Origin of the sequence: Chitinophaga rhizophila (assembly GCF_019492185.1) — a bacterium.
Lineage (GTDB): Bacteria > Bacteroidota > Bacteroidia > Chitinophagales > Chitinophagaceae > Chitinophaga > Chitinophaga rhizophila.
The window spans coordinates 1,250,763-1,270,843 of record NZ_JAICCF010000003.1 but is presented as its reverse complement, the minus strand read 5'-3'; the positions used below and the strand labels follow the sequence as shown (position 1 = coordinate 1,270,843).

The 20,081-nt window shown below is 44.9% G+C and carries 16 protein-coding genes; 3 read left to right on the top strand and 13 right to left on the bottom strand.

Going from position 1 to position 20,081, the window contains the following annotated elements:
* Nucleotides 1-103: 103 nt before the first annotated feature.
* The gene (locus K1Y79_RS19755) at nucleotides 104-1,033 is read right to left on the bottom strand and encodes an NAD(P)-dependent oxidoreductase (protein WP_220251881.1); all 930 of its coding nucleotides are present in this window, start codon (nucleotides 1,031-1,033) and stop codon (nucleotides 104-106) included.
* Nucleotides 1,030-1,779: a 16S rRNA (adenine(1518)-N(6)/adenine(1519)-N(6))-dimethyltransferase RsmA gene (rsmA, locus tag K1Y79_RS19750; protein WP_220251880.1), complete on the bottom strand. Its 750-nt coding sequence runs from the start codon at nucleotides 1,777-1,779 to the stop codon at nucleotides 1,030-1,032. The genes K1Y79_RS19755 and rsmA overlap by 4 nt, the downstream gene beginning before the upstream one ends.
* A gap of 113 nt (nucleotides 1,780-1,892) precedes the next feature.
* Between rsmA and pdxA the strand changes: the two genes are divergently transcribed.
* On the top strand, nucleotides 1,893-2,957 hold the full coding sequence (pdxA, locus tag K1Y79_RS19745) for a 4-hydroxythreonine-4-phosphate dehydrogenase PdxA (RefSeq protein WP_220251879.1): 1,065 nt from the start codon (nucleotides 1,893-1,895) through the stop codon (nucleotides 2,955-2,957).
* A 73-nt stretch (nucleotides 2,958-3,030) separates the two neighbouring features.
* Here the strand turns inward: pdxA and K1Y79_RS19740 are convergent, their stop codons facing one another.
* From K1Y79_RS19740 to K1Y79_RS19695, 10 genes are all read right to left on the bottom strand, one after another.
* On the bottom strand, nucleotides 3,031-3,876 hold the full coding sequence (locus K1Y79_RS19740) for a class I SAM-dependent methyltransferase (RefSeq protein WP_220251878.1): 846 nt from the start codon (nucleotides 3,874-3,876) through the stop codon (nucleotides 3,031-3,033).
* A gap of 178 nt (nucleotides 3,877-4,054) precedes the next feature.
* The gene (locus K1Y79_RS19735) at nucleotides 4,055-4,702 is read right to left on the bottom strand and encodes a hypothetical protein (protein ID WP_220251877.1); all 648 of its coding nucleotides are present in this window, start codon (nucleotides 4,700-4,702) and stop codon (nucleotides 4,055-4,057) included.
* Nucleotides 4,703-4,756: 54 nt separating this feature from the next.
* The gene (locus K1Y79_RS19730) at nucleotides 4,757-6,907 is read right to left on the bottom strand and encodes a TonB-dependent receptor (RefSeq protein WP_220251876.1); all 2,151 of its coding nucleotides are present in this window, start codon (nucleotides 6,905-6,907) and stop codon (nucleotides 4,757-4,759) included.
* A 183-nt stretch (nucleotides 6,908-7,090) separates the two neighbouring features.
* The gene (atpA, locus tag K1Y79_RS19725) at nucleotides 7,091-8,668 is read right to left on the bottom strand and encodes a F0F1 ATP synthase subunit alpha (RefSeq protein WP_220251875.1); all 1,578 of its coding nucleotides are present in this window, start codon (nucleotides 8,666-8,668) and stop codon (nucleotides 7,091-7,093) included.
* Nucleotides 8,669-8,753: 85 nt separating this feature from the next.
* Nucleotides 8,754-9,314, bottom strand: a complete 561-nt coding sequence (atpH, locus tag K1Y79_RS19720; protein ID WP_220251874.1) for an ATP synthase F1 subunit delta — start codon at nucleotides 9,312-9,314, stop codon at nucleotides 8,754-8,756.
* A gap of 96 nt (nucleotides 9,315-9,410) precedes the next feature.
* Complete coding sequence (atpF, locus tag K1Y79_RS19715) at nucleotides 9,411-9,905, bottom strand: F0F1 ATP synthase subunit B (protein ID WP_220251873.1); 495 nt, start codon at nucleotides 9,903-9,905, stop codon at nucleotides 9,411-9,413.
* Nucleotides 9,906-10,023: 118 nt separating this feature from the next.
* Nucleotides 10,024-10,305 carry an ATP synthase F0 subunit C gene (gene atpE, locus K1Y79_RS19710; RefSeq protein ID WP_012788904.1) on the bottom strand — a complete coding sequence of 94 codons (282 nt, stop codon included), beginning with the start codon at nucleotides 10,303-10,305 and terminating at the stop codon, nucleotides 10,024-10,026.
* A 45-nt stretch (nucleotides 10,306-10,350) separates the two neighbouring features.
* Nucleotides 10,351-11,523, bottom strand: a complete 1,173-nt coding sequence (atpB, locus tag K1Y79_RS19705; RefSeq protein WP_220251872.1) for a F0F1 ATP synthase subunit A — start codon at nucleotides 11,521-11,523, stop codon at nucleotides 10,351-10,353.
* Nucleotides 11,524-11,803: 280 nt separating this feature from the next.
* Nucleotides 11,804-13,567 carry an ABC transporter ATP-binding protein gene (locus K1Y79_RS19700; protein ID WP_220251871.1) on the bottom strand — a complete coding sequence of 588 codons (1,764 nt, stop codon included), beginning with the start codon at nucleotides 13,565-13,567 and terminating at the stop codon, nucleotides 11,804-11,806.
* Between the two features lie 72 nt (nucleotides 13,568-13,639).
* Nucleotides 13,640-15,838, bottom strand: a complete 2,199-nt coding sequence (locus tag K1Y79_RS19695; RefSeq protein ID WP_220251870.1) for a hypothetical protein — start codon at nucleotides 15,836-15,838, stop codon at nucleotides 13,640-13,642.
* A 1,005-nt stretch (nucleotides 15,839-16,843) separates the two neighbouring features.
* Between K1Y79_RS19695 and K1Y79_RS19690 the strand changes: the two genes are divergently transcribed.
* Nucleotides 16,844-17,527 carry a response regulator transcription factor gene (locus K1Y79_RS19690; protein ID WP_106600547.1) on the top strand — a complete coding sequence of 228 codons (684 nt, stop codon included), beginning with the start codon at nucleotides 16,844-16,846 and terminating at the stop codon, nucleotides 17,525-17,527.
* Nucleotides 17,528-17,671: 144 nt separating this feature from the next.
* Nucleotides 17,672-18,718 carry a sensor histidine kinase gene (locus K1Y79_RS19685; RefSeq protein ID WP_236059703.1) on the top strand — a complete coding sequence of 349 codons (1,047 nt, stop codon included), beginning with the start codon at nucleotides 17,672-17,674 and terminating at the stop codon, nucleotides 18,716-18,718.
* Nucleotides 18,719-18,720: 2 nt separating this feature from the next.
* Here K1Y79_RS19685 and K1Y79_RS19680 read toward each other — a convergent pair whose 3' ends face one another.
* Entirely contained in the window at nucleotides 18,721-20,043 is a 1,323-nt protein-coding gene (locus K1Y79_RS19680) for a porin (protein ID WP_236059702.1), read from the bottom strand.
* Between the last annotated feature and the right edge of the window lie 38 nt (nucleotides 20,044-20,081).

Sequence of the window (20,081 nt, the reverse complement as noted above, 5' to 3'; positions counted from 1 at the left end):
ATATCGCAAATATAATATTTTTTACATCACCTCGCCGATTTATACAACAAATATTGTCGTATGTACAGTATTTGTAATAAAACAGACTGAGCAGCCCATACTATCAGAGAATATGCAGTTTCTCCAATACAATACGCGCCATTTTGATACTGGCCTCATGTGAATAACCACCTATATGCGGCGTCATCACAACGTTGCTGAACTGGAGTAATTTCTCAAACTGTTCTTTCTCAATTGCACTATAAGTAGACAGTTTCTCGTTCTCCAGCACATCCAGGCAAGCTCCTGCAATTGTCTCATCTTCCAGCGCTGCAATAATATCTGCCGTATTCACAATCTTCCCCCTGGCGGCATTAATAAACCGGATCGGTTTCTTAAAAGCCCTGAAGAAAGCCGCATTAGCCAGATGGTGTGTCTCTGCTGTCAACGGGAGATGTACGCTCACTATATCCGCCCGCTCATACAACTCTTCCATCGTTGCCTCGGTAACATACTCGTCGCTGAACCCTGTCTTATACTTATCATACGCCAGTATTTCCACGTCAAAACCTTTCAGCTTACGTGCAAATGCACCTCCTGTATTACCGTACCCGATAATACCGACGGTTCTGCCTCCCAGTTCTGTGGCTCTGTTACCATCCCGCTCCCAGATACCCTGACGCAGTTCCAGGTTACTCTTCAGAATATTATTCATCAGCACCAGCAGCATGCCTACTGCCTGCTCTCCTACCGTATCTCTGTTGCCTTCCGGACTACTTACGCATCTGATGCCCTTACTTTCTGCATAGGGTACATCAATCAGCTCCATTCCACTACCCAACCGGCCAATCCACTCCAACTGCCCTGCACGATCCAGCATGTCTTTATCTACCTTGATCCTGGTAGTGACGATCATACCGGTAAACTCCGGGATGGCTGCTACCACCTCGTCGTATGTAACAGACGGCTGATAACTAACCTCAAATCCTTTTTCTTCCAGCCGTTGAATCAAATAATTATGCACCTTAGCGGTGATCAATACTTTCCTGCTCATATCATCTTATGGGATAATGCTGCAAAATCAGCCACACTCAACTCTTCAGCTCTCTTATTAAAAATGCTGTCCTGCAATACTTCTTTATTAAATAACCCTTTCAACGGATTACGCAACTGCTTACGCCGCTGACCAAATGCCGTCTTCACCAACACAAAAAACTTACGCTCACTGGCAATATCTACCGGCTGCTCAAGTCTCTCCAATCTGATCACTGCTGACTTCACCTTGGGTGGTGGATTGAAGCAGTTCTCATGTACCTCAAACAAATACTCAACCTTGTAATATGCCTGCGTCAGCACACTTAAGATGCCATATTCCTTACCCTTTGTAGCCGCTATACGCAATGCTACCTCTTTCTGGAACATACCCACCACAGTCGGTATCTGCTCACGCCACTCCAGCACCCGGAACATGATCTGAGAAGATATGTTGTAAGGGAAATTACCAATCATACTAAACTCGCCCTGGTAAGGAACCTGGGTATCGAGAATACTTTCATTGATGATCTTGCCCTGGATGTCTGGATATGTCTTTTCCAAAAACTGCACCTTCTCGGTATCCAGCTCCACTGCTTTAAAGTGTACGTCCGGAATCTGTAAAAGGTATTTGGTAATAGCGCCCCCACCAGGGCCTACTTCCACTATCTGTTGTCCGGGAATTACAGGTAATGCCTCCACGATCTTCCTACAGATATTCTCATCCTTCAGGAAATGCTGACCCAGCGATTTTTTGAGTGTATACATGATTAGCCTGCAAAATTAAGGAAAACTTACCAGCAAAGCTCCAAGATACAGTCGTTATGCCGTTCAGCTTCCCGGCTATTATTCATATATTTGCCCATTATTCTCAATTTAGCATGAGTAACAACACCCATCCAAATAAACCGGTTATCGGCATTACAGTTGGCGATATCAACAGCATTGGCACAGAACTTATCATCAAAACCTTTGCTGACAACAGAATGCTTGAGTTCTGCACACCGGTTATATTCGCTTCAAACAAAACCGTCAACTTCTACAGGAAGCTGATGAATGAAAATAACTTCAACTACCAGAGTATTAAAGAATTTACCCGCCTGAACCATAAACAGGTGAATGTCTATAACTGCTGGGAAGAAGAAGTACAGATCACCCCCGGTATCCTGAACGAAGTTGGTGGCAAATATGCTGCCCGCTCTCTGTCCGTCGCCATCGACTGCCTGAAAGAAGGATATATTCAAGGCCTCATCACCGCTCCTATTCATAAAAAGAACATCCAGAGCGAACAATTCAATTACACCGGCCATACGCCTTACCTGCGCGATGCATTTGAAGCAAAAGATGTTCTCATGTTCATGACTGCCGACAATATGAGAGTTGGTCTGCTGACTGAACACGTACCCGTTGCCGAAATCTCCAGGTTCGTAACCAAAGAGAACATCCTTGCCAAGCTGCACATGATGAAAGAAAGCCTCATCAAAGATTTCGGTATCGACAACCCACGTATCGCCGTACTGGGTCTTAATCCGCACGCCGGCGATGATGGCCTGATCGGTCAGGAAGAAATCAAAGAAATCATTCCTGCCATCAACCATGCTAAAGGCAACGGACTGCTGTGCTTTGGCCCATACAGCGCCGACGCTTTCTTCGCACGTAACATGCATGAACAGTTTGACGGCGTACTGGCCATGTATCACGATCAGGGACTGATTCCGTTTAAGTCACTCGCTGCAGGTCATGGCATCAACTACACGGCAGGTCTGCCCATTGTACGTACCTCTCCTGACCATGGCACCGCTTTCGACATTGCCGGTAAGAACCTGGCTGACGCAAACTCTTTCCGTCAGGCAATATTCAGTTGCCTCGATATTCTGGAAAAGAGAGAAACATATGCTGAGAATACCCGTAATCCGCTGAAGAAAATAGAGCTGGCTTCTGAATAATCCGGCCGGATAATATATTCAGAGAGGGAGTACCGTGCACGAACACCGTACTCCCTTTCTATTTTCATCATATCTATATATGAAAGGATATCATTTCCAGCATACCCTTACGCTCTCCCTTATACACCCGGTTTTGCCCGTCCAATGTCAGCTCTGCCGACTGCATATCATACACTTCCACCACATCTGCCTCCAATAGCGACAAGAGGTTTAATATCTTCTTCCGGTTGAATTGCTGTAAACGGCTGCCGATATAACTCTCCATCGTATCCAGCATTTCTGTAGCCTTTGACACTGCTTCTGATGGTAGCCCTTCTGCATATACCAGGTAATCCATGATCACGGCATGCTGCTTTGCCCTGGTCGTGAAATTCCTCATAATGCTCAGAAACTGCTCCTCTGAGATATAGTGCATAATGCCCTCAAAGATGATCAGTGCCGGCTGCTCCGGATCATACCCTGCATCTATCAAAGTAGTCATCAGCTGATGCGTATTGTTGATGTCTGCCTGTAATGTGCGGACTCTTTCATCTGTGAAATTGATCGCTGTATATATCTCCTGCTTCTCCCGCATATTCGAGCTATCTACTTCATAGATCATCAGATCTTTGTCAGGGAAGTACTCTGTTATCTGCAAAGCCAACGGATCCAGCCCCGCCGCCAAAATACAGATCTGTGTACGCGAACGCTGCGCCATCTTCTGCCTGATCAACTGCCGCACCATCCGCTTTCTCAGTAACAAAGCCTCCCTGAATAAAGGAGTAATCCGGCTGAGTTCATCAGCCAACCCCTTCACCTGGCTGAAATCTATATGAGATAAGTATGCTTTCCCCCACCCTTGTTCGTACAAACTTTTAACATAGGTCAATACCAATGCTGAAGTGGAAGCCACGCTCAGCTTATTCACACCAGTTTTCATGGAACTTACATTTTCAAGGTTAACAGATTACAAGGCTAGTTTGTTAACATACAATGTAAAGATAAGACAGCTGACTGACAGCGGAATGCAGGGTGACCAGGAAAAGAGAATGGCAGTTCATTCCTGTCAGAAATAACTGCCATTCAATAAGTTATAAGTATCAATTACTTATTTTCCTCTATTTTATCTGTGCCAGTAATCCTCTGGTATATCCCTCTCCCCAGTGAGGCGCAATTTTGCTCGCTGGCTTGAAAGAACTGAACTTCTGCATAGCAACTTCAAACTTCTTCTTTGCTTCAGTCTTGCTGCCGCCAAATTGCTCTGGTGTATAAAACAGTGACTGTCCCTGTAACATGTATACTCTCGGATTCTCCTGGTTGATCTTGTTAGCCTTCACCAGCAGGTCTGCCGATTCCATACCATACTTCATACCTCTGTTCATCGGGTCTACCCGGATACGCGCAGTGGCGATGAGTGATTTGATACAGTTAATCTCGTCATTCTCCGGACTGATAGCTTCTGCCTGTTCAATATTCACCGCTGCTTTATCTGCCAGATCGTCTACCTTATCATTATCCTTCTGCATAAAAGAGCTCATTACATAACAATAGCTGGCATAATAAAATGGCAACCATTGTGTTTTCTCTGCTGCTCCTATACGCTCAAAAGTATTGGCTATTTCAAGTAACCTGTCAGGTGCAAAGTTGGTCGAATCATCCAGCATAGCTACCTGGCGGGTCATTGCGCCTTCATACTGTGTACTTTGGGCCATTGCGGCTGATACCAGGCCAATTGACAAACAAATAGAAAATAAGATACGCTTCATTGTAAATTGATTTTAAAGATTTTGAGTGTTTATATGAATGGTTTTGGAATGGGCTTATAAGTTGTTAATCATGTCCTGTCTTCTATCTATACCAAAGTTCATGAACATACCCAGATAGACGAACCGGGGCATATTAGGTACGATTTCCTGCCGGCGTAATTTATCTGTTGAGTAGCGGTAACCATACACCTGTTTGAAATTAGGCGCGTTAGAAACAGACAGTACAAAGATGGTGAACGCTTTGCGGATGGAGGTCAGGTAGCTGGCACTGAACCCGACAGAATTATAGGTCATTGTCTTTTCTGACATGAACTTCTCTACCGGAAGGTTCGGATTGTAATAAGGTCTGCCGGTCGAGAAACTATAAGTAACACCCAGATTGGTTGCAATAGCAGGGATAAAATACTTGTACACGATACTCAGTGTATGTTTGGCGGCAAAATCCGGTTGTACTTCAAATGGGTAGTTCAGGTAGTTACGTTTTGTATCCAGGTAAGAGTAGGAAATCCAATAGTCAGTATTCTTAATGGTCTTTCTGTCACGCCAGAACAGTTCAATACCCTTTGCATAGCCGGTACCGCTGGTGCTTGTATCCCTGCCTGTCTTTACCAGGTCATTATACTTCTTGTAAAAGGCTTCTACGCGCAGTGTATAGTTCTTGGAAACATGCTGATAGCTGGCTATATAGTGAGTTGCCTTAGTGAATCCCAGATCATTTTTGAAGCGGAGGTATTGCTGTTCCGGTTTCTGATAAAAGTCTCCGTAGGCCAGTGAGAACTGACTATTGGCGGTAAGCCGGTAAGCGAGAGACGCTCTCGGTGCAACATTTGCTTTGGCCAGAATAGAGGTATATTCTACCCTGCCTCCTACGCGGGCTACCAGCCTTGGTGTAACATATATATCGCTTTCTGCGAATCCGGCGGTATAGTTATCTACATAGTTGGCCTGCCAGCCACCGAAATTCGATTTCTCAACGCCATACTGATACTCTCCACCCAAACGCAGGATAGAATATTGTCCCAGCCCTTTTGTCAGCACGAGGCGTGTCTGTGTCAGCTGTGACTGTGTTTTACCCTTCAACGGGTTTGTTTTATTCAAGGTGTCAAGGTAAATATTGTCGGCATTGGAGCTGAAGGAAAATCCGGCATTGAGTTTCCAGTCATGGCCCAGGCTTTCTTTATAGGTAAGATTAGTATAGACGTTTTTGTTCTTCAGCTCAAACAGTTCTTCAAAACCCGGATATTCCAGGCTGGGACGGATAGTACCCATATTCGTCTGATTATAATAGCCGTAGAACTTGATCATCCCTGTAGAAGATGTTTTCCTGCGGAAGTTAGCCGAAGTACCGATGATTTCAGGATTTTTACTGAACGCATAGGTAGGTTTCACTACACCCAGGTAGGGGCCAAGGTGTGTATAATCTGCTTCCACGCCGAAAGAGCCTTTCTTGTCACGCATCAGTTCTTCCAGCCCACCACTTACTCCAATCACTGAGGCACCTAGTGAGTAAGAGGACCGCTGAGGAAGATCTGTTGATTCCAGGATGAGGGCTGATGATAGTCCCTGGCCATACTGTGCAGAGTAACCGCCGCTGCTGAAAGTAGTTCCTTTAAACAGGAATGGCGAAAAGCGGCCGCGTCCTGGCTGGTCAGGCAGACCTGAAAAGAAGGGGTTACGTACCATCATGCCGTCAATGAAGGTCTGTGTTTCATAACCGGTACCGCCACGTACGAACAGGCCTTCTCTGTCGTTGGTCTGCTGTGTACCAGGCAGGGTTTTCAGTGCATTGACAATGTCAGCGTTCGCACCTGCGGTAGTCACTATATCCAGTGGTTTCAGCACGGTTGCTTTACCTTCATCACTTGCTTCAAAGCTGCCGGCACTGATAGTAACGACTTTCAGGTCGTTCACATTATTGCGCATAATGATGTTGATTTCCTGTGGACCGGTAATAAATATCTTCTGTTCCTGGCTGGCATATCCCAATAAGGTGGCAGTGATATACTGTGTTCCTTTGGCATCGGTAGTGAATGAATACGATCCGTCGGCACCGCTGGTAGCGCCATCATATGAGTCTTTAATGGAGATGTTCACGCCTTGTAAAGGGCGCTTTCTGCTGTCAGTAATTTTACCTGAGATACGCTGCTGACCCATCATACAGAGTGGTAAAAGCATTGTTAACAGCATCAGGTTGAAGTGTTTCATGGGGGAGGTGAATTTTTAACAAAACTACTTGTACAGTGAGCCCTTTTCAATCCATAAAAGGCAAATGCAGGGCATAACGTCGGTAAAAACAGGGGATTCGTCGGTAGGAATGTTGCGTAAAGATAGGAATAAAAAAAGCCCACCGGTAAAACCGGTGGGCTTGATAAAAAGAATATATGCTGATTAAGCGAATCTTGGTTTCAGTTCGTTAGCCAGTGTTACCATACGCTTGATACCGTCATCAGGCAGGTTACCTTTCTTAAATTCAGTTAATACTTCCGGCAGACGTACTTCCAGTTCATTCAGGAAAGCTTCTTCAAAAGCTTTTACATTCTTAACTGGAACGTCACGCAGCAGACCCTGTGTACCCAGATAGATCATAGCTACCTGTTTTTCGACCGGATATGGAGCGAACTGTGCCTGTTTCAGTATTTCCACGTTACGAGCACCTTTGTCCAGTACGGCTTTGGTTGCAGCATCGAGGTCACCACCGAATTTGGAGAACGCTTCCATCTCACGATATTGTGCCTGGTCCAGTTTCAGGGTACCAGATACTTTCTTCATGGATTTGATCTGCGCGTTACCACCCACACGGCTTACGGAGATACCTACGTTGATTGCCGGACGGATACCTGCGTTGAACAGGTTGGATTCCAGGAAGATCTGACCGTCAGTGATGGAGATTACGTTGGTTGGGATGTATGCGGATACGTCGCCGGCCTGTGTTTCGATGATAGGCAAAGCTGTCAGGGAACCACCACCTTTTACCAGGTGTTTGATAGACTCTGGCAGGTCGTTCATCTGCTTAGCAATTTCATCCTTGTTGATCACTTTCGCAGCACGTTCCAGCAAGCGGGAGTGCAAGTAGAATACGTCACCAGGATATGCTTCACGACCAGGAGGACGACGGAGCAGCAGGGATACTTCACGGTAAGCTACTGCCTGTTTAGACAGATCATCATAAACGATCAATGCAGGACGACCGGTATCACGGAAGAACTCACCGATGGCAGCGCCAGCGAATGGAGCGTAGAACTGCAGTGGAGCAGGATCAGAAGCAGAAGCTGCAACGATAGTAGTATAAGCCATTGCACCAGCTTCCTGCAGGGTTTTCATTACACCTGCGATAGTAGATGCTTTCTGACCTACTGCTACGTAGATACAATATACTGGTTTACCAGCGTCAAAGAACTCTTTCTGGTTGATGATGGTATCGATACAGATGGCGGTTTTACCGGTCTGACGGTCACCAATCACCAGCTCACGCTGACCACGACCTACAGGGATCATTGCATCAATCGCTTTGATACCAGTCTGCAGTGGTTCTTTTACTGGTTCACGGAACAGAACGCCCGGAGCTTTACGTTCCAGTGGCATTTCATACAGATCGCCAGTGATAGGGCCCTTACCATCGATAGGAGCACCCAGAGTATTTACAACACGACCAACCATACCTTCACCTACTTTGATAGATGCGATCTGGCCAGTGCGGCGTACTTTAAAACCTTCTTTTATCTCTCCGAACTCACCCATCAATACCACACCTACGTTGTCTTCTTCCAGGTTCAGTGCAATAGCTTTTACGCCATTTTCAAACTCAACCAGTTCTCCGTAACCAACGTTATTTAATCCATAGATACGAGCGATACCGTCTCCAACCTGCAGTACTGTACCAACCTCTTCCAGGTCTGCAGCAGCATTGAAGTTGCTTAGTTGCTGGCGTAATATCGCCGAAATTTCATCAGGTTTTATCTCCACCATAATGTATGCTTTTTATAAAAAGTCGTTAAAAGAATGAATATAACGACAACAGCTTTACGTGTACGCAGTGGCTGCTGTTAATTGTTTATTTGATAGAATGAACGTAAATGTTCTCAGCAAATTGCTTTTTGATATCGTTCAGGTCACGGAGTACAGAAGCATCAAACAGGGTATTGTTAGATTCCAGTACGAAACCGCCTATCAGCTCAGGATTAACCGCAGCTTCCAGGGCAATTTTCTTATCGGTACCTGCCTGTACTTTGTTTTTGATTACTTCCAGTACAGCTGCATCCATTGGCACAGCGGTAGTGATCTTTACTTTACTGATGTTCTTCAGTACATCATACTGTTTGCTGAACTCCTGTGCTATTTCAGGCAGGTTACCTTCTCTTCCTTTAGCTACCAGCAGCTTAATGAAAGCAGCAGTGATAGTGTTCACTTTACCGTCAAAGATAGCAGAGAGGATCTGCTGTTTCTTGTCAGGCTTCACGATCGGGCTTTTCAGCAGGGCAACCACGTCCGGATTGGACTTGGACAGCTGCTGCATAAACTGCATGTCAGCGTTTACCGCTTCCAGCTGACCTTTTTCGGAGGACAGGTCTACCAGAGATTTTGCATAGCGGGATGCTAAACGGGGATTCTGCATATTATATATCTTTTGGCCTTTCAAGCTGAAAGCTACAAGGGAAAGACAATCTGGTCATCTATCTCCTGTAGCTTCCGGCTGGTCCAGCCTATCGCTTTAGTTTAATTTGATTTCTCCTGCCAGTTCTTTGATGTAGGTCTCTTGCGCTGCCTTGTCAGACAGTTCCTTGCGCAATACCTTCTCAGCAACTTCAATTACCAGTTTACCAACCTGATTTTTAACGTCTGTCAGTGCAGCCATTTTCTGGTTGTCGATAGCAGTATACGCTTCGCTGATAATTTTCTTAGCTTCTGCCTGAGCCTGAGTTTTAGCTTCGCTGAGGATCTGATCTTTAGCGTCTTTCGCCTCTTTCAGAATTTTGCTTCTTTCAGCTTTAGCTTCCGCCAGTACGTGCTCATGTTCAGCTTTCATCTGAGCCATCTCTTCCTTTACTCTTTCTGCAGATGCAATGGCATCAGAGATAGATGTTTCCCTTTCTTTCAGCGTAGAGAGAATTGGTTTCCACGCGAATTTCTTCAGGATAAGGAATACTATAATGAATATGATTAGTGAAATGAAAAACAAGCCTAACGCGGGCTGTAACAGATCCATGATGATGAATATTTATTTGTTCGCAAGTTATTTGATAAGCAATCCGGATACACATCCTTAAGAAAAAAAAGATTACTGCATCCCTTGCCCTGTGCGCCGGATGCAGTAACAAATAGCCTTACAGCACTACTGCCAACAGACCCGCGATAACGCCGAACAGGGCAACACCCTCTACCAGCGCCGCAGCCAGGATCATGTTTGCACGGATGTCATTTGCAGCTTCTGGCTGACGAGCGATGGATTCCAGCGCGCTTTTACCGATGTTACCTACACCAATACCAGCTGCGATAGCAGCGATACCAGCACCAATAGCACCACCAGCCTTAGCCAGACCTGCTGAAGCAGCAGCAGCTGCAGCAGCTTCAGGAGCAGCCTGCAATAAAACAGTTAAAATTGCCATAATGAATGTGTATTTATGTTTGATTACTAATTTGTACTACAATAATTAATGGTGGCCGTGGTCACCTGCATGATGATCATCATGGTGTGGCGCTTCCATACCCTGACCGATGAATACAGCCGTCAGGTTAGCAAAGATGAACGCCTGGATAAACGCTACCAACAATTCCAGCATCATCATCACGATGTTGAACAGGATGGTGATCGGTAAGAAACCATAACCAGCACCTTTGTTGATAGATCCGAATATGAATACCAGGGAGATAATGCTCAGGATGATGATGTGACCCGCCAGAATGTTGGCAAAAAGTCGGATCATCAGAGACACCGGCTTAGTGAAGATACCAATGATCTCTACTGGAACCAGGATCGGCTTCACCCATCCCGGAACCGGTGGGTTCAACAGGTGAGACCAGAAGTGCTTGTTTGCACTTACCATCGTTGCAATAAAGCTGATCAGCGCCAGTGCGAAGGTTACAGCAATATTACCCGTTACGTTGGCAGAACCAGGTAACAGCCCTAACAGATTGTTAATCAATATAAAGAAGAAGAAAGTCAGAATGAATGGCGTATAACGCTCAGCATTTGCTCCCGGAATGTTGGGCTTTACTACCTCATCACGGATGAAGATAATTACCGGCTCAATCAGGCTTTGCATACCCTTAGGCGCTTTCTTGGAACCTCTCGTTGTATAAGCTTTCGCTACAGATATCATCAGCCAGATCAACAGGATAGCTGCAATGATCATGGAAGTGATGTTCTTTGTAATAGACAGATCGTAGATCTCTGCTCCTGTCGGATTATCATTAGCATCAACCGCAATGATCTTCTCATCAGGATACTTCGCCTCTTCCAGACCCTTCTCCTCACGATAATGCTTGTTTACCAGACGGTAACCTTCATGAGAAGCATGGCCATGATGAAATGCTGAAGAAGAAAAGGTAGTAACACCTTTGCCTTTTTCATACACAATCACAGGCAAAGGAATCGTCACATGTGACTCTCCCATGCTGAACAGATGCCAGTCATGTGCATCTTTTACGTGACCAAGAAGTACTTCCTTGGCATCAAAACCCTTTTTTGTCTCTTCATGAGCATCATGAGCTTCGTGCGCATCTTGATGAGCTTCTGAAGTATTCGCAAACGTGTTAAAACCGCTTATGCAAAATGCAAGAATAAGGGCTACCAGTCTATATTTGGACAGATTGTAGGAAATCACCGCTTTCTGAAATTTTGCGCAAAGATAGCAGTTTTATTATCAAAAAGGTAAGCGACTACAAAAAATATATACAACTAAAGAGGGACCGTTTCTGACGGCCCCTCTTTTACATAACATATTGAACTAATTACTTAAATGAAAACTATTTCTGCTCAACCGGTACCATTAAACGAAAGCATTTCGCTGTCTCCGGGAACGCTCCCGGTTCAATGTTGTCACAGGAATCTGTTTATCCCCACATCTCATAAAACTCCTGATTTAAGGGAAACACCCTCCAACCCTATACCACTCCCGCCTGCTTGAACTGCATACTGTGCAACTTATGGTAGAAACCGCCAAGCTTTAACAACTCCTCATGCGTTCCCATCTCCCTGATCTCCCCCTTGTCCAGCACTATAATCTTACTGGCTTTACTAACGGTAGATAACCTATGCGCAATAATGATGGAAGTCCTGTCAGATATCAGCTTGTCAATCGCCTGCTGAATCAGCATTTCTGACTCAGTATCTACAGAAGAGGTAGCCTCGTCAAGTATCAGAATAGAAGGATCATACAGCAATGCCCGCACAAAAGATATAAGCTGACGCTGCCCCAGTGATAGCGTACTGCCTCTCTCCATTACCTGATAATCATATCCGCCCGGCAACTGCTGGATAAAGTCATGCAAACCAATCAGTTTAGCAGCCTGCTCAACCTCATCCCTCGTAATAGCCGGATTACGCAGCGTTATGTTTTCATATACCGAACCGGCAAACAGGAACACATCCTGTAACACCACCCCTATCTTGCTTCTCAGCGCCGCCAGCGTAAAATCTCTGATATCTGTACCGTCTATCAGTATACGTCCCTTCTGGATCTCATACAGGCGGTTCAGAATGCTGATAATAGTCGTCTTACCAGAACCGGTATGCCCGACAATTGCAATGGTTTCTCCCGGACGGGCACTAAAGTCAATGTCCTTCAGTACATACTTGTCCTCTTTATAGGCGAAATACACATGGTCAAACGTAATAGCGCCCTGCATAGCCGCTGCCTCCTTCGTACCAGTATCCGGTATATAGTCATCGCTGTCCATGATTCTGAATACCCGCTCACTGGCTACCATACCCATTTGAAGGGTGTTGAACTTATCTGCCAGCATACGCAGCGGACGAAATAACATATTCAGGTACATGATAAAGGCGATCATTACCCCTTGTGTTACCTCGTAGTTCAGTACTTTATTCGCTCCCCACCAAACCATCAACCCTAATGAAATAGCCAGGATAATTTCTACCACAGGAAAGAAAACAGAGTACGCAAAAATTGCATCTATATTAGCCGTACGATGCTCTTTGTTGATCTGCTTAAAACGGGCGTATTCACGCTTCTCTCCGGTAAAAGCCTGTACAATCACTACGCCGGTCAGATGCTCCTGCACAAAGGCATTCAGCGAAGACACAGCATTCCTTACCCGGTGGAAAGACTTATTCACGCTTTCTTTGAAAATGTAGGTGGCTATGATCAGGATCGGAAACGGTGACAGACTGATTAACGTCAAACGCCAGTCTTCCACAAACATGACTGCAAGAATGGCTATGATCATCAGCATGTCTGCGATGATCGATATCAGCCCTTCCGAGAACACATCGTTAATGGCCTCAATGTCATTGATGGTGCGGGTGGTGAGTGTACCAATAGGCGTTTTGTCAAAAAAACCCAGGTTCAGCCGAACTATCTTCCGGTATACGGCTACCCGCAGATCTTTCACCACCGACTGCCCCAGCCAGTTGGTGAGATAAGAGAAATAGAAACGCATCACCGTCTCAAGCAGCAGCAATACTACCTGCACCATAGTGATGAAGATCAGCATCTGCATGAGCTGACCTGCAATATATTTATCAACTGTTAGCTGTATCAGGTATGGCCGCATAGGCGATATAACGGCAAGTAGCACCGTCAGGAACATCGAGAGATAAAACGAGCGCCTGTATGGAACTGCAAAAGTGAATATCCTCCTTAATAAGCTAATATCAAAAACCTTTTTGACCGCTGTTTTTTCCACTGTACAAAAGTATAAAGAAAAAGCCCTCCCGCAACATTGCAGGAGGGCTTTTTCTTCTATTTCACAATTCGTTTACTTATCTTCCTTCATGATCTGTTTGTAAGCCTTGATAAAGATAGCTCCCAGATTTTTGTGCGGTGGCACATAGTCACTGAACAGTTCTTTATTCCTTGCATCACCCGCAAACCGCTTGCCTAATGAAGCCCACATCTGCACCCAGTCAACGTTCTTACCTGCACGGATCGTTTCATCCAGCGCACGGATGATCGGCTCGTTTACAAAGCGCGTACCTACCTGTTTAGAGGAGATGATATGTGCCTCAGGCGATTTCTGCAATACAATCGCAATGTTATGATATCCCCCACATGATCCCAGCACTACAATCTTGGCAGAACTCTGCAGATTATCCAGCGTAGTGTTCACATGATAACTATGGCCACGGTGGATAAATACTGTAGGATGTATATCCTGCTCATCCAGATATTCACTCAGCTTTTCAATAGCTGTTTTATCTTCCGGTTCTTCCAGTGGCAGGTTAGCATAAATCGTGATAGGTTTACCTTTGATAGAAGTGATGGTTGTCCAGTACTTGTTTTTACTCACTCTCCACTCGCTTGAAGGGAAGTTACCCATGAAACTGATGTATGAATCATGACCATCTTTATCTCCGTAGAAAAATACCTGCTGGTATACACGGCCACTATCACTGAGCAATGTCTTATATGTTACAAAGTTGATTGGCGGCAACTGCAGCTTAACAGCCATCTGGCTGGCTTTAGAAGAGTCACTGCCGGTATTGTTTTCCGTATCAAACAAGCTACCTAACAGCTCATAGATAACGGTACCTCTTCTTTCTTTTTTACGTGATACAAACAGGTAGTTTTTCTGTACTTCTTCACGCAGGAATGCCAGCAGTTTCTGATCACGGATACTACCGAATGAATTAGCTACATCCACTGCATCTTCCAGGTCTTCTGTTTTCTCCAGACTACTCACATACTTCTTCATCAGATAGTTGGAATTTTCCGGTGCCATAGACTTCAGGAAATGGTCCAGCGTATTAAAGCCCGCTGCCATTGCAATGAACTTTTTAAACCTGTCAAACTCAACCAGCATCAGCAAACTATCGCCTCGTGCTGGCTTCATGCGTAGCATCATCTGATCGTACAGACCGGCATTACTATGGTTGGTATAACTGGAAGTATACAGTTCCTCCTGCCCATTGATGATCAGGTAATACAGTTCTTCCGGTGTAAAGTCTTTTACTACTCTGAAACGTACATTCGCCGGCTCTTCATGCAGATCGTTTATTTCGCGGATGTACCGCAGCGAACGTGCCTGCAGATTTTCCATCATCGCTTTCAGACCGATTACATTATCGCCGGTGTTTTTTCTGTGTTGCAGATTGATGGCGCTTTTCACCAGCAATTTGAAGTATTTATCTTCATTGTCTACCACAGCGCCGATCTTATCAACAGTAATGGTTCCCGCCATCAGTTCATCGATGAAAGGAAGTATCAGCTGAGAGTTGCCTGAGTTACCTATCTGCACAATCAGTTGTACGATAGGGTCAGGATTTTTTCTGATAGCAGTAGCTACCGGCGTATATGATGTAGCGTAGGTCAGTACCTGGTTTGGATACTTCCTGGCAACTGCTGCAATGACAGAGTCAGTAGCCGGATATTCCAGGTAGTTGCCTATCTGCGGCATTACCGTTTCAAGATTATTGAATGCATATTTCGAGAATAACACACCCCTTGCTTCCTTGTAGCCTACGTTGTCTTTAAAAGGCTCGATCATTCTTTCTCCGGCCTCAAATGACAACGGATAAGTGTAAGGCAGAATACTTTCGCCTTTAATGTCGGCTTTCATCATTTCACGGTAAGCGGTCACCATTACAGGCGCTTCTTCAGGCGCTATCCTGGTGTAGGTACGCTTAGTGTTATAATCATGGATCATGACGAACAATCCTGACAAGTATTTGATCTTCAACCGATGATCCAGTGCAGAGTCTAATTCTATCTGCGTCTGCATATCGTCTATTTGTTTGATCAATGCATTTGTTACCTGTAGATTGATAGTCTGGTCATCTGACACACGAACCAGGTCGTCCGCCTCTCCGTCAAACTTCAGTGCGGCAGCCTGTTCTTTATCGATATTATCATGGAATCCGATTCTCCCGATAGGTATATCAACTTTCTGGGTCTGAGCATGTACCAGGCTGGTCTGTAGGGTAACCAGCAATAAGATAATAGTTATAATTTTTTTCATTAATGTCAATCAGCTTTACTCTTACATTATAAAGCTAGTACAGCAAATTTACGACCAAAATACTACAGCACCGCATGTCCGCGCTTTTAGCCTCATTATCAGGCTACAATGAGACGCCAGTCTGCAGGCGATTATTATGGTCATCCAGAAGATGGAACGGCCGTTCATCACAGCGATTGTTGACGATGAAGGTTTTACAATCGTTTTACAGCCGATTTTTATCCGATCAGGGTAAATGTTTTGCACTATAAGTACATCAATTCGTCACTAAGAGGTCACTTCAATATCCCGGGGATATTGAGGTGACCTCTTAGTAAGCTTTTAGCGAAGGGAAAGTATGAAACATGAAGCCTGATTAAAGCAGGGATACGTCGGAAATTACCTGTATACAACTACTCGGAACACGTAGCCCGAAGCATGCAAGTACCTATGCCGGTCAGAGAAGCCTGCATATTTCCACCGAGGAAACGCTGTTAGCAGGTTGTTTTCGACAGTGTTGCCTGGAAACGGATGCGCGGGTAAGAGGGAAACAGTGTTCAGGGCTTTATACGGCTGGTAGTACGGCTATTATCGGGGAATGAGCGGCTGCATTTTCAGGCCTCATCGCCAGGTTGTTACTAGCAGCTGGAGAGGCGGATTGAAGCAGCCAGGTAAAGGGATCCCGGGCGGAAAGAGTTATATAGGAAAGGGGGTGTTATGGTTACTTGTTCATGGCCGTTGGCGACCTACATCGGGCGGTGATATGCTGTATTGAAGGAAGAACACTGTCAGGTTGTAAAAAAGATGGCAGGAAATAATAACAATCATGAACATACAGATGAAAAAGGTGTTTAATAATACTATTGTAGCTTAGTTTCAGGGAGCAAAAATTAGCGTACTTTTGCATTACCCGTATCCCTGTCCTGTTCTGCGTTGTGATCGAATTAACAATTAGATAATGTTAATTTTTCATTAATAGCAAAGCCGGCGATATAATTTTGTGCCGTCTTTAAAAAGTCAAAGTATATGATAGACCAAGCGGTTGCAGGTAAAATTTTGGTGGTGGATGATGAGATAGACATTCTGGAAATTATCAGTTATAATCTGAAATCTGCCGGATATGATACCATCACGGCGAAAGACGGTAGTGAAGCTGTGCAGAAGGCAAAGGTATTCCGCCCTGACCTCATTATGCTTGACATTATGATGCCGAATAAAAACGGTATTGACACTTGTCGTGAAATCAGAAAAATCCCTGAATTTAAAGATACCATGGTGCTGTTCCTCACAGCCCTGAATGACGAGAAATCAGAAATAGACGGTCTGAATATGGGTGCTGATGATTACATCGCTAAACCCATCAAGCCCAAATTGCTGGTAAGCCGTATCAATGCACTTTTCCGCCGTTTGCACAAACCGGAAGACATGCAGGTACAGCTGGGCGATCTGATTATTGACCGCGAAAAATTCACTGTTACATACAAAGGCCAGGAAATCATTCTGGCAAAGAAAGAGTTTGAGTTACTGCAGTTACTGGCATCCAAGCCAGGCCGTGTATTCCTGCGTAACGAGATCCTGAACCAGGTATGGGGTACTGAAGTAATTGTAGGCGACCGTACCATCGACGTACATATCCGGAAAATACGTCAGAAAATAGGTATTGATCTGATTACTACTGTGAAAGGCGTTGGCTATAAATTCGAGATGTAGGCTACCGCTTAAACTTTTACCATTAACCTTCATTATTCGTATATCGGATACGTAAATGGGTACTACGTATCCACCTAGTGTGTTATGTCAAGTGAAAAATTTGGTTTAATTTCCCGCTATTATAGCAATTACTCACTATGGAGTATGTTTAAAGCCAAAAATCTTTCTCCGCAAAAACTGGCAGGTTTCACTGCCCTGATCCTTTCAGCGATTATCACGCTGGGCACGCTTTTTATAGATGCTCCGTGGAAGGTAGTACTGATTGCATTTGTACTGACGTTCCTTGTGTCTTACTACCTGTATCTGTATACCTTACAGAACTTTATCTACAGGAAGATCAAGCTTATTTACAAATTCATTTACCAGACAAAAGCGTCTAAGCGCGAAGAGTTCTTCAACAAGAACATTCTGCCGTTAAAGACGATTGAGGAAGTGAGTGAAGATGTGGAGAAATGGGCGAGTCAGAAAAAAGAAGAACTGGATAACCTTCGTCGCAATGAAGAGTTCAGAAAGGAATTTCTATTGAATCTGAGTCATGAGCTGAAAACGCCCATCTTTGCAGTACAGGGTTATATCCATACACTGTTGGATGGTGCGCTGGAAGATCCTAATGTCAATAAGGTATTTCTGAAAAACGCTACCAAGAACATTGACAGGTTATGCCGCCTGATTGATGACCTGGATGAGATCTCCAAACTGGAAAGCGGCGAAATGACCATCAATGGTGAGAACTTTGTGATTCAGGAACTGATAAAAGATGTATTTGATACACTTTCATTGAAGGCCAATACAAAAGGCATTAAGTTCAACGTGAAAAAGGGATGTGAAGCGCCTATTCATGTACTTGCTGATAAGGAAAAGGTAAGGCAGGTGCTGATTAATCTTGTAGATAACTCCATTAAATACGGCCGTACAGATGGCCATACCGTTGCCAGCATCTATGTAATGGATGACAAACGTGTACTGATCGAGATCTCTGACGATGGTATTGGTATTTCAGAAGAACACCTGCCACGTGTGTTTGAGCGGTTTTACCGTACAGACAGGGCCCGCAGCCGCGATATTGGTGGCACTGGCTTGGGACTGGCAATTGTTAAACACATTATTGAGGCCCACGGCCAGACTATCAACATCCGTAGTAAACCGGAAGTAGGTTCTACATTCGGGTTTACGCTTGAATCAGGAGAATAGTCTTAGAACCGGTATTGCAGCCTGCAGGTGAATACATTATCCGGTATATCATCTGTGTAGCCTTCCAGCGAAGTAGCTTCATTATTTACAATATCATAGTATAATATCACTTTCGTATTGGGGTTAAAGTAGTGTACATATCCCAATCCGAGGGTATTATACCGGATGTCTGCTGGCGTCATACCAGCACCCGGCGCGCCAATCTCTGCTCCTTTTGCTTTCTTATTAGGATCGTACCAGTCGTACTTAATTACTACCATGTCTTTGATATTCCCAAGATGCTGCATATAGTAGAAGTAGGCCCCGTCAAATCTCCTGCGATACAGTGGGGCATTTACGCCTCCGCTTACCGGAATGGTACCTGGTGTTTCTGTTGTTGATGCAGTGGCAGTCTGTGTGCCGCTGAGGTATTCCAGCCTGAACTCTGTATAGCCTTTATTCTTGCCATTGGGTATTCTGAACTGTACATCTGCGCCATAGTAGTGCCTGGGAGAGATCTTTCCTATATTGGAAGCGGTAGAATCAACATAGTAAGCAGGTTTTCCTGACTGCTGCCCTACCTGATATATGTACCTGGTATATTGCTCCATCCCGCCGTATAGCATAGACACAGCGCCTGATAAGCGCCAGTTCCGGCTATTGAGCTTGATAGGTTTTACAGCCCAGCGGGTAATAAAATCTTTATGGCTATCAAAATCGCTGGTGGCAGTCAGCCCCTGACCATTGAACAGACCGGCATCTATTTTCATGAATTTTAAGGGGTGGTTTGCCCTGCGCGGCTCGAAAGTGATCATTGCACCGATATCACGTTCAGTTCTCATGAGTATCTGTGACATACGGCCACGTTCGGGCGTCTCACGATCTCCGGAGGATAGGTTCACCTCATAACTGATAGGGCGGGCAAACATACCTGTTGTAATGGAGAATACATCCCATTTATTTTCAAAGAGACGTCCGAAGAAGTCCCTGATGACTACCCCTCTTTCTGTACCATCAAACTGGAATGCAAACTGCACCACCGGCATCTGCGCATCATTGTATCTGGCATAGTCCAGCCGGAAACGGCCACGGCGCAGGGAGAACCTGTTATCTACTCCTGCAGGAAAGTTACCGGCGGCATAACTGTTTATACCTTTATGACTTGCATACTGGAACTGTGGCTGGATATAACCACTGAAGCGCACGGCGTCATACTTCTGATAGAGGGAGAACATGCCTTTGCCCACACTGGTAGTGGTATCGATCATGTCCATCAGAAATTGGCCCCGGGCTACGCCGGAGCATAACAAAGGCAAGCAAAGGATTGCCATATGTTTTAGTCGCATTCAGGAAAATTTGGGCAAAACAACGGAAAAAGATGTTG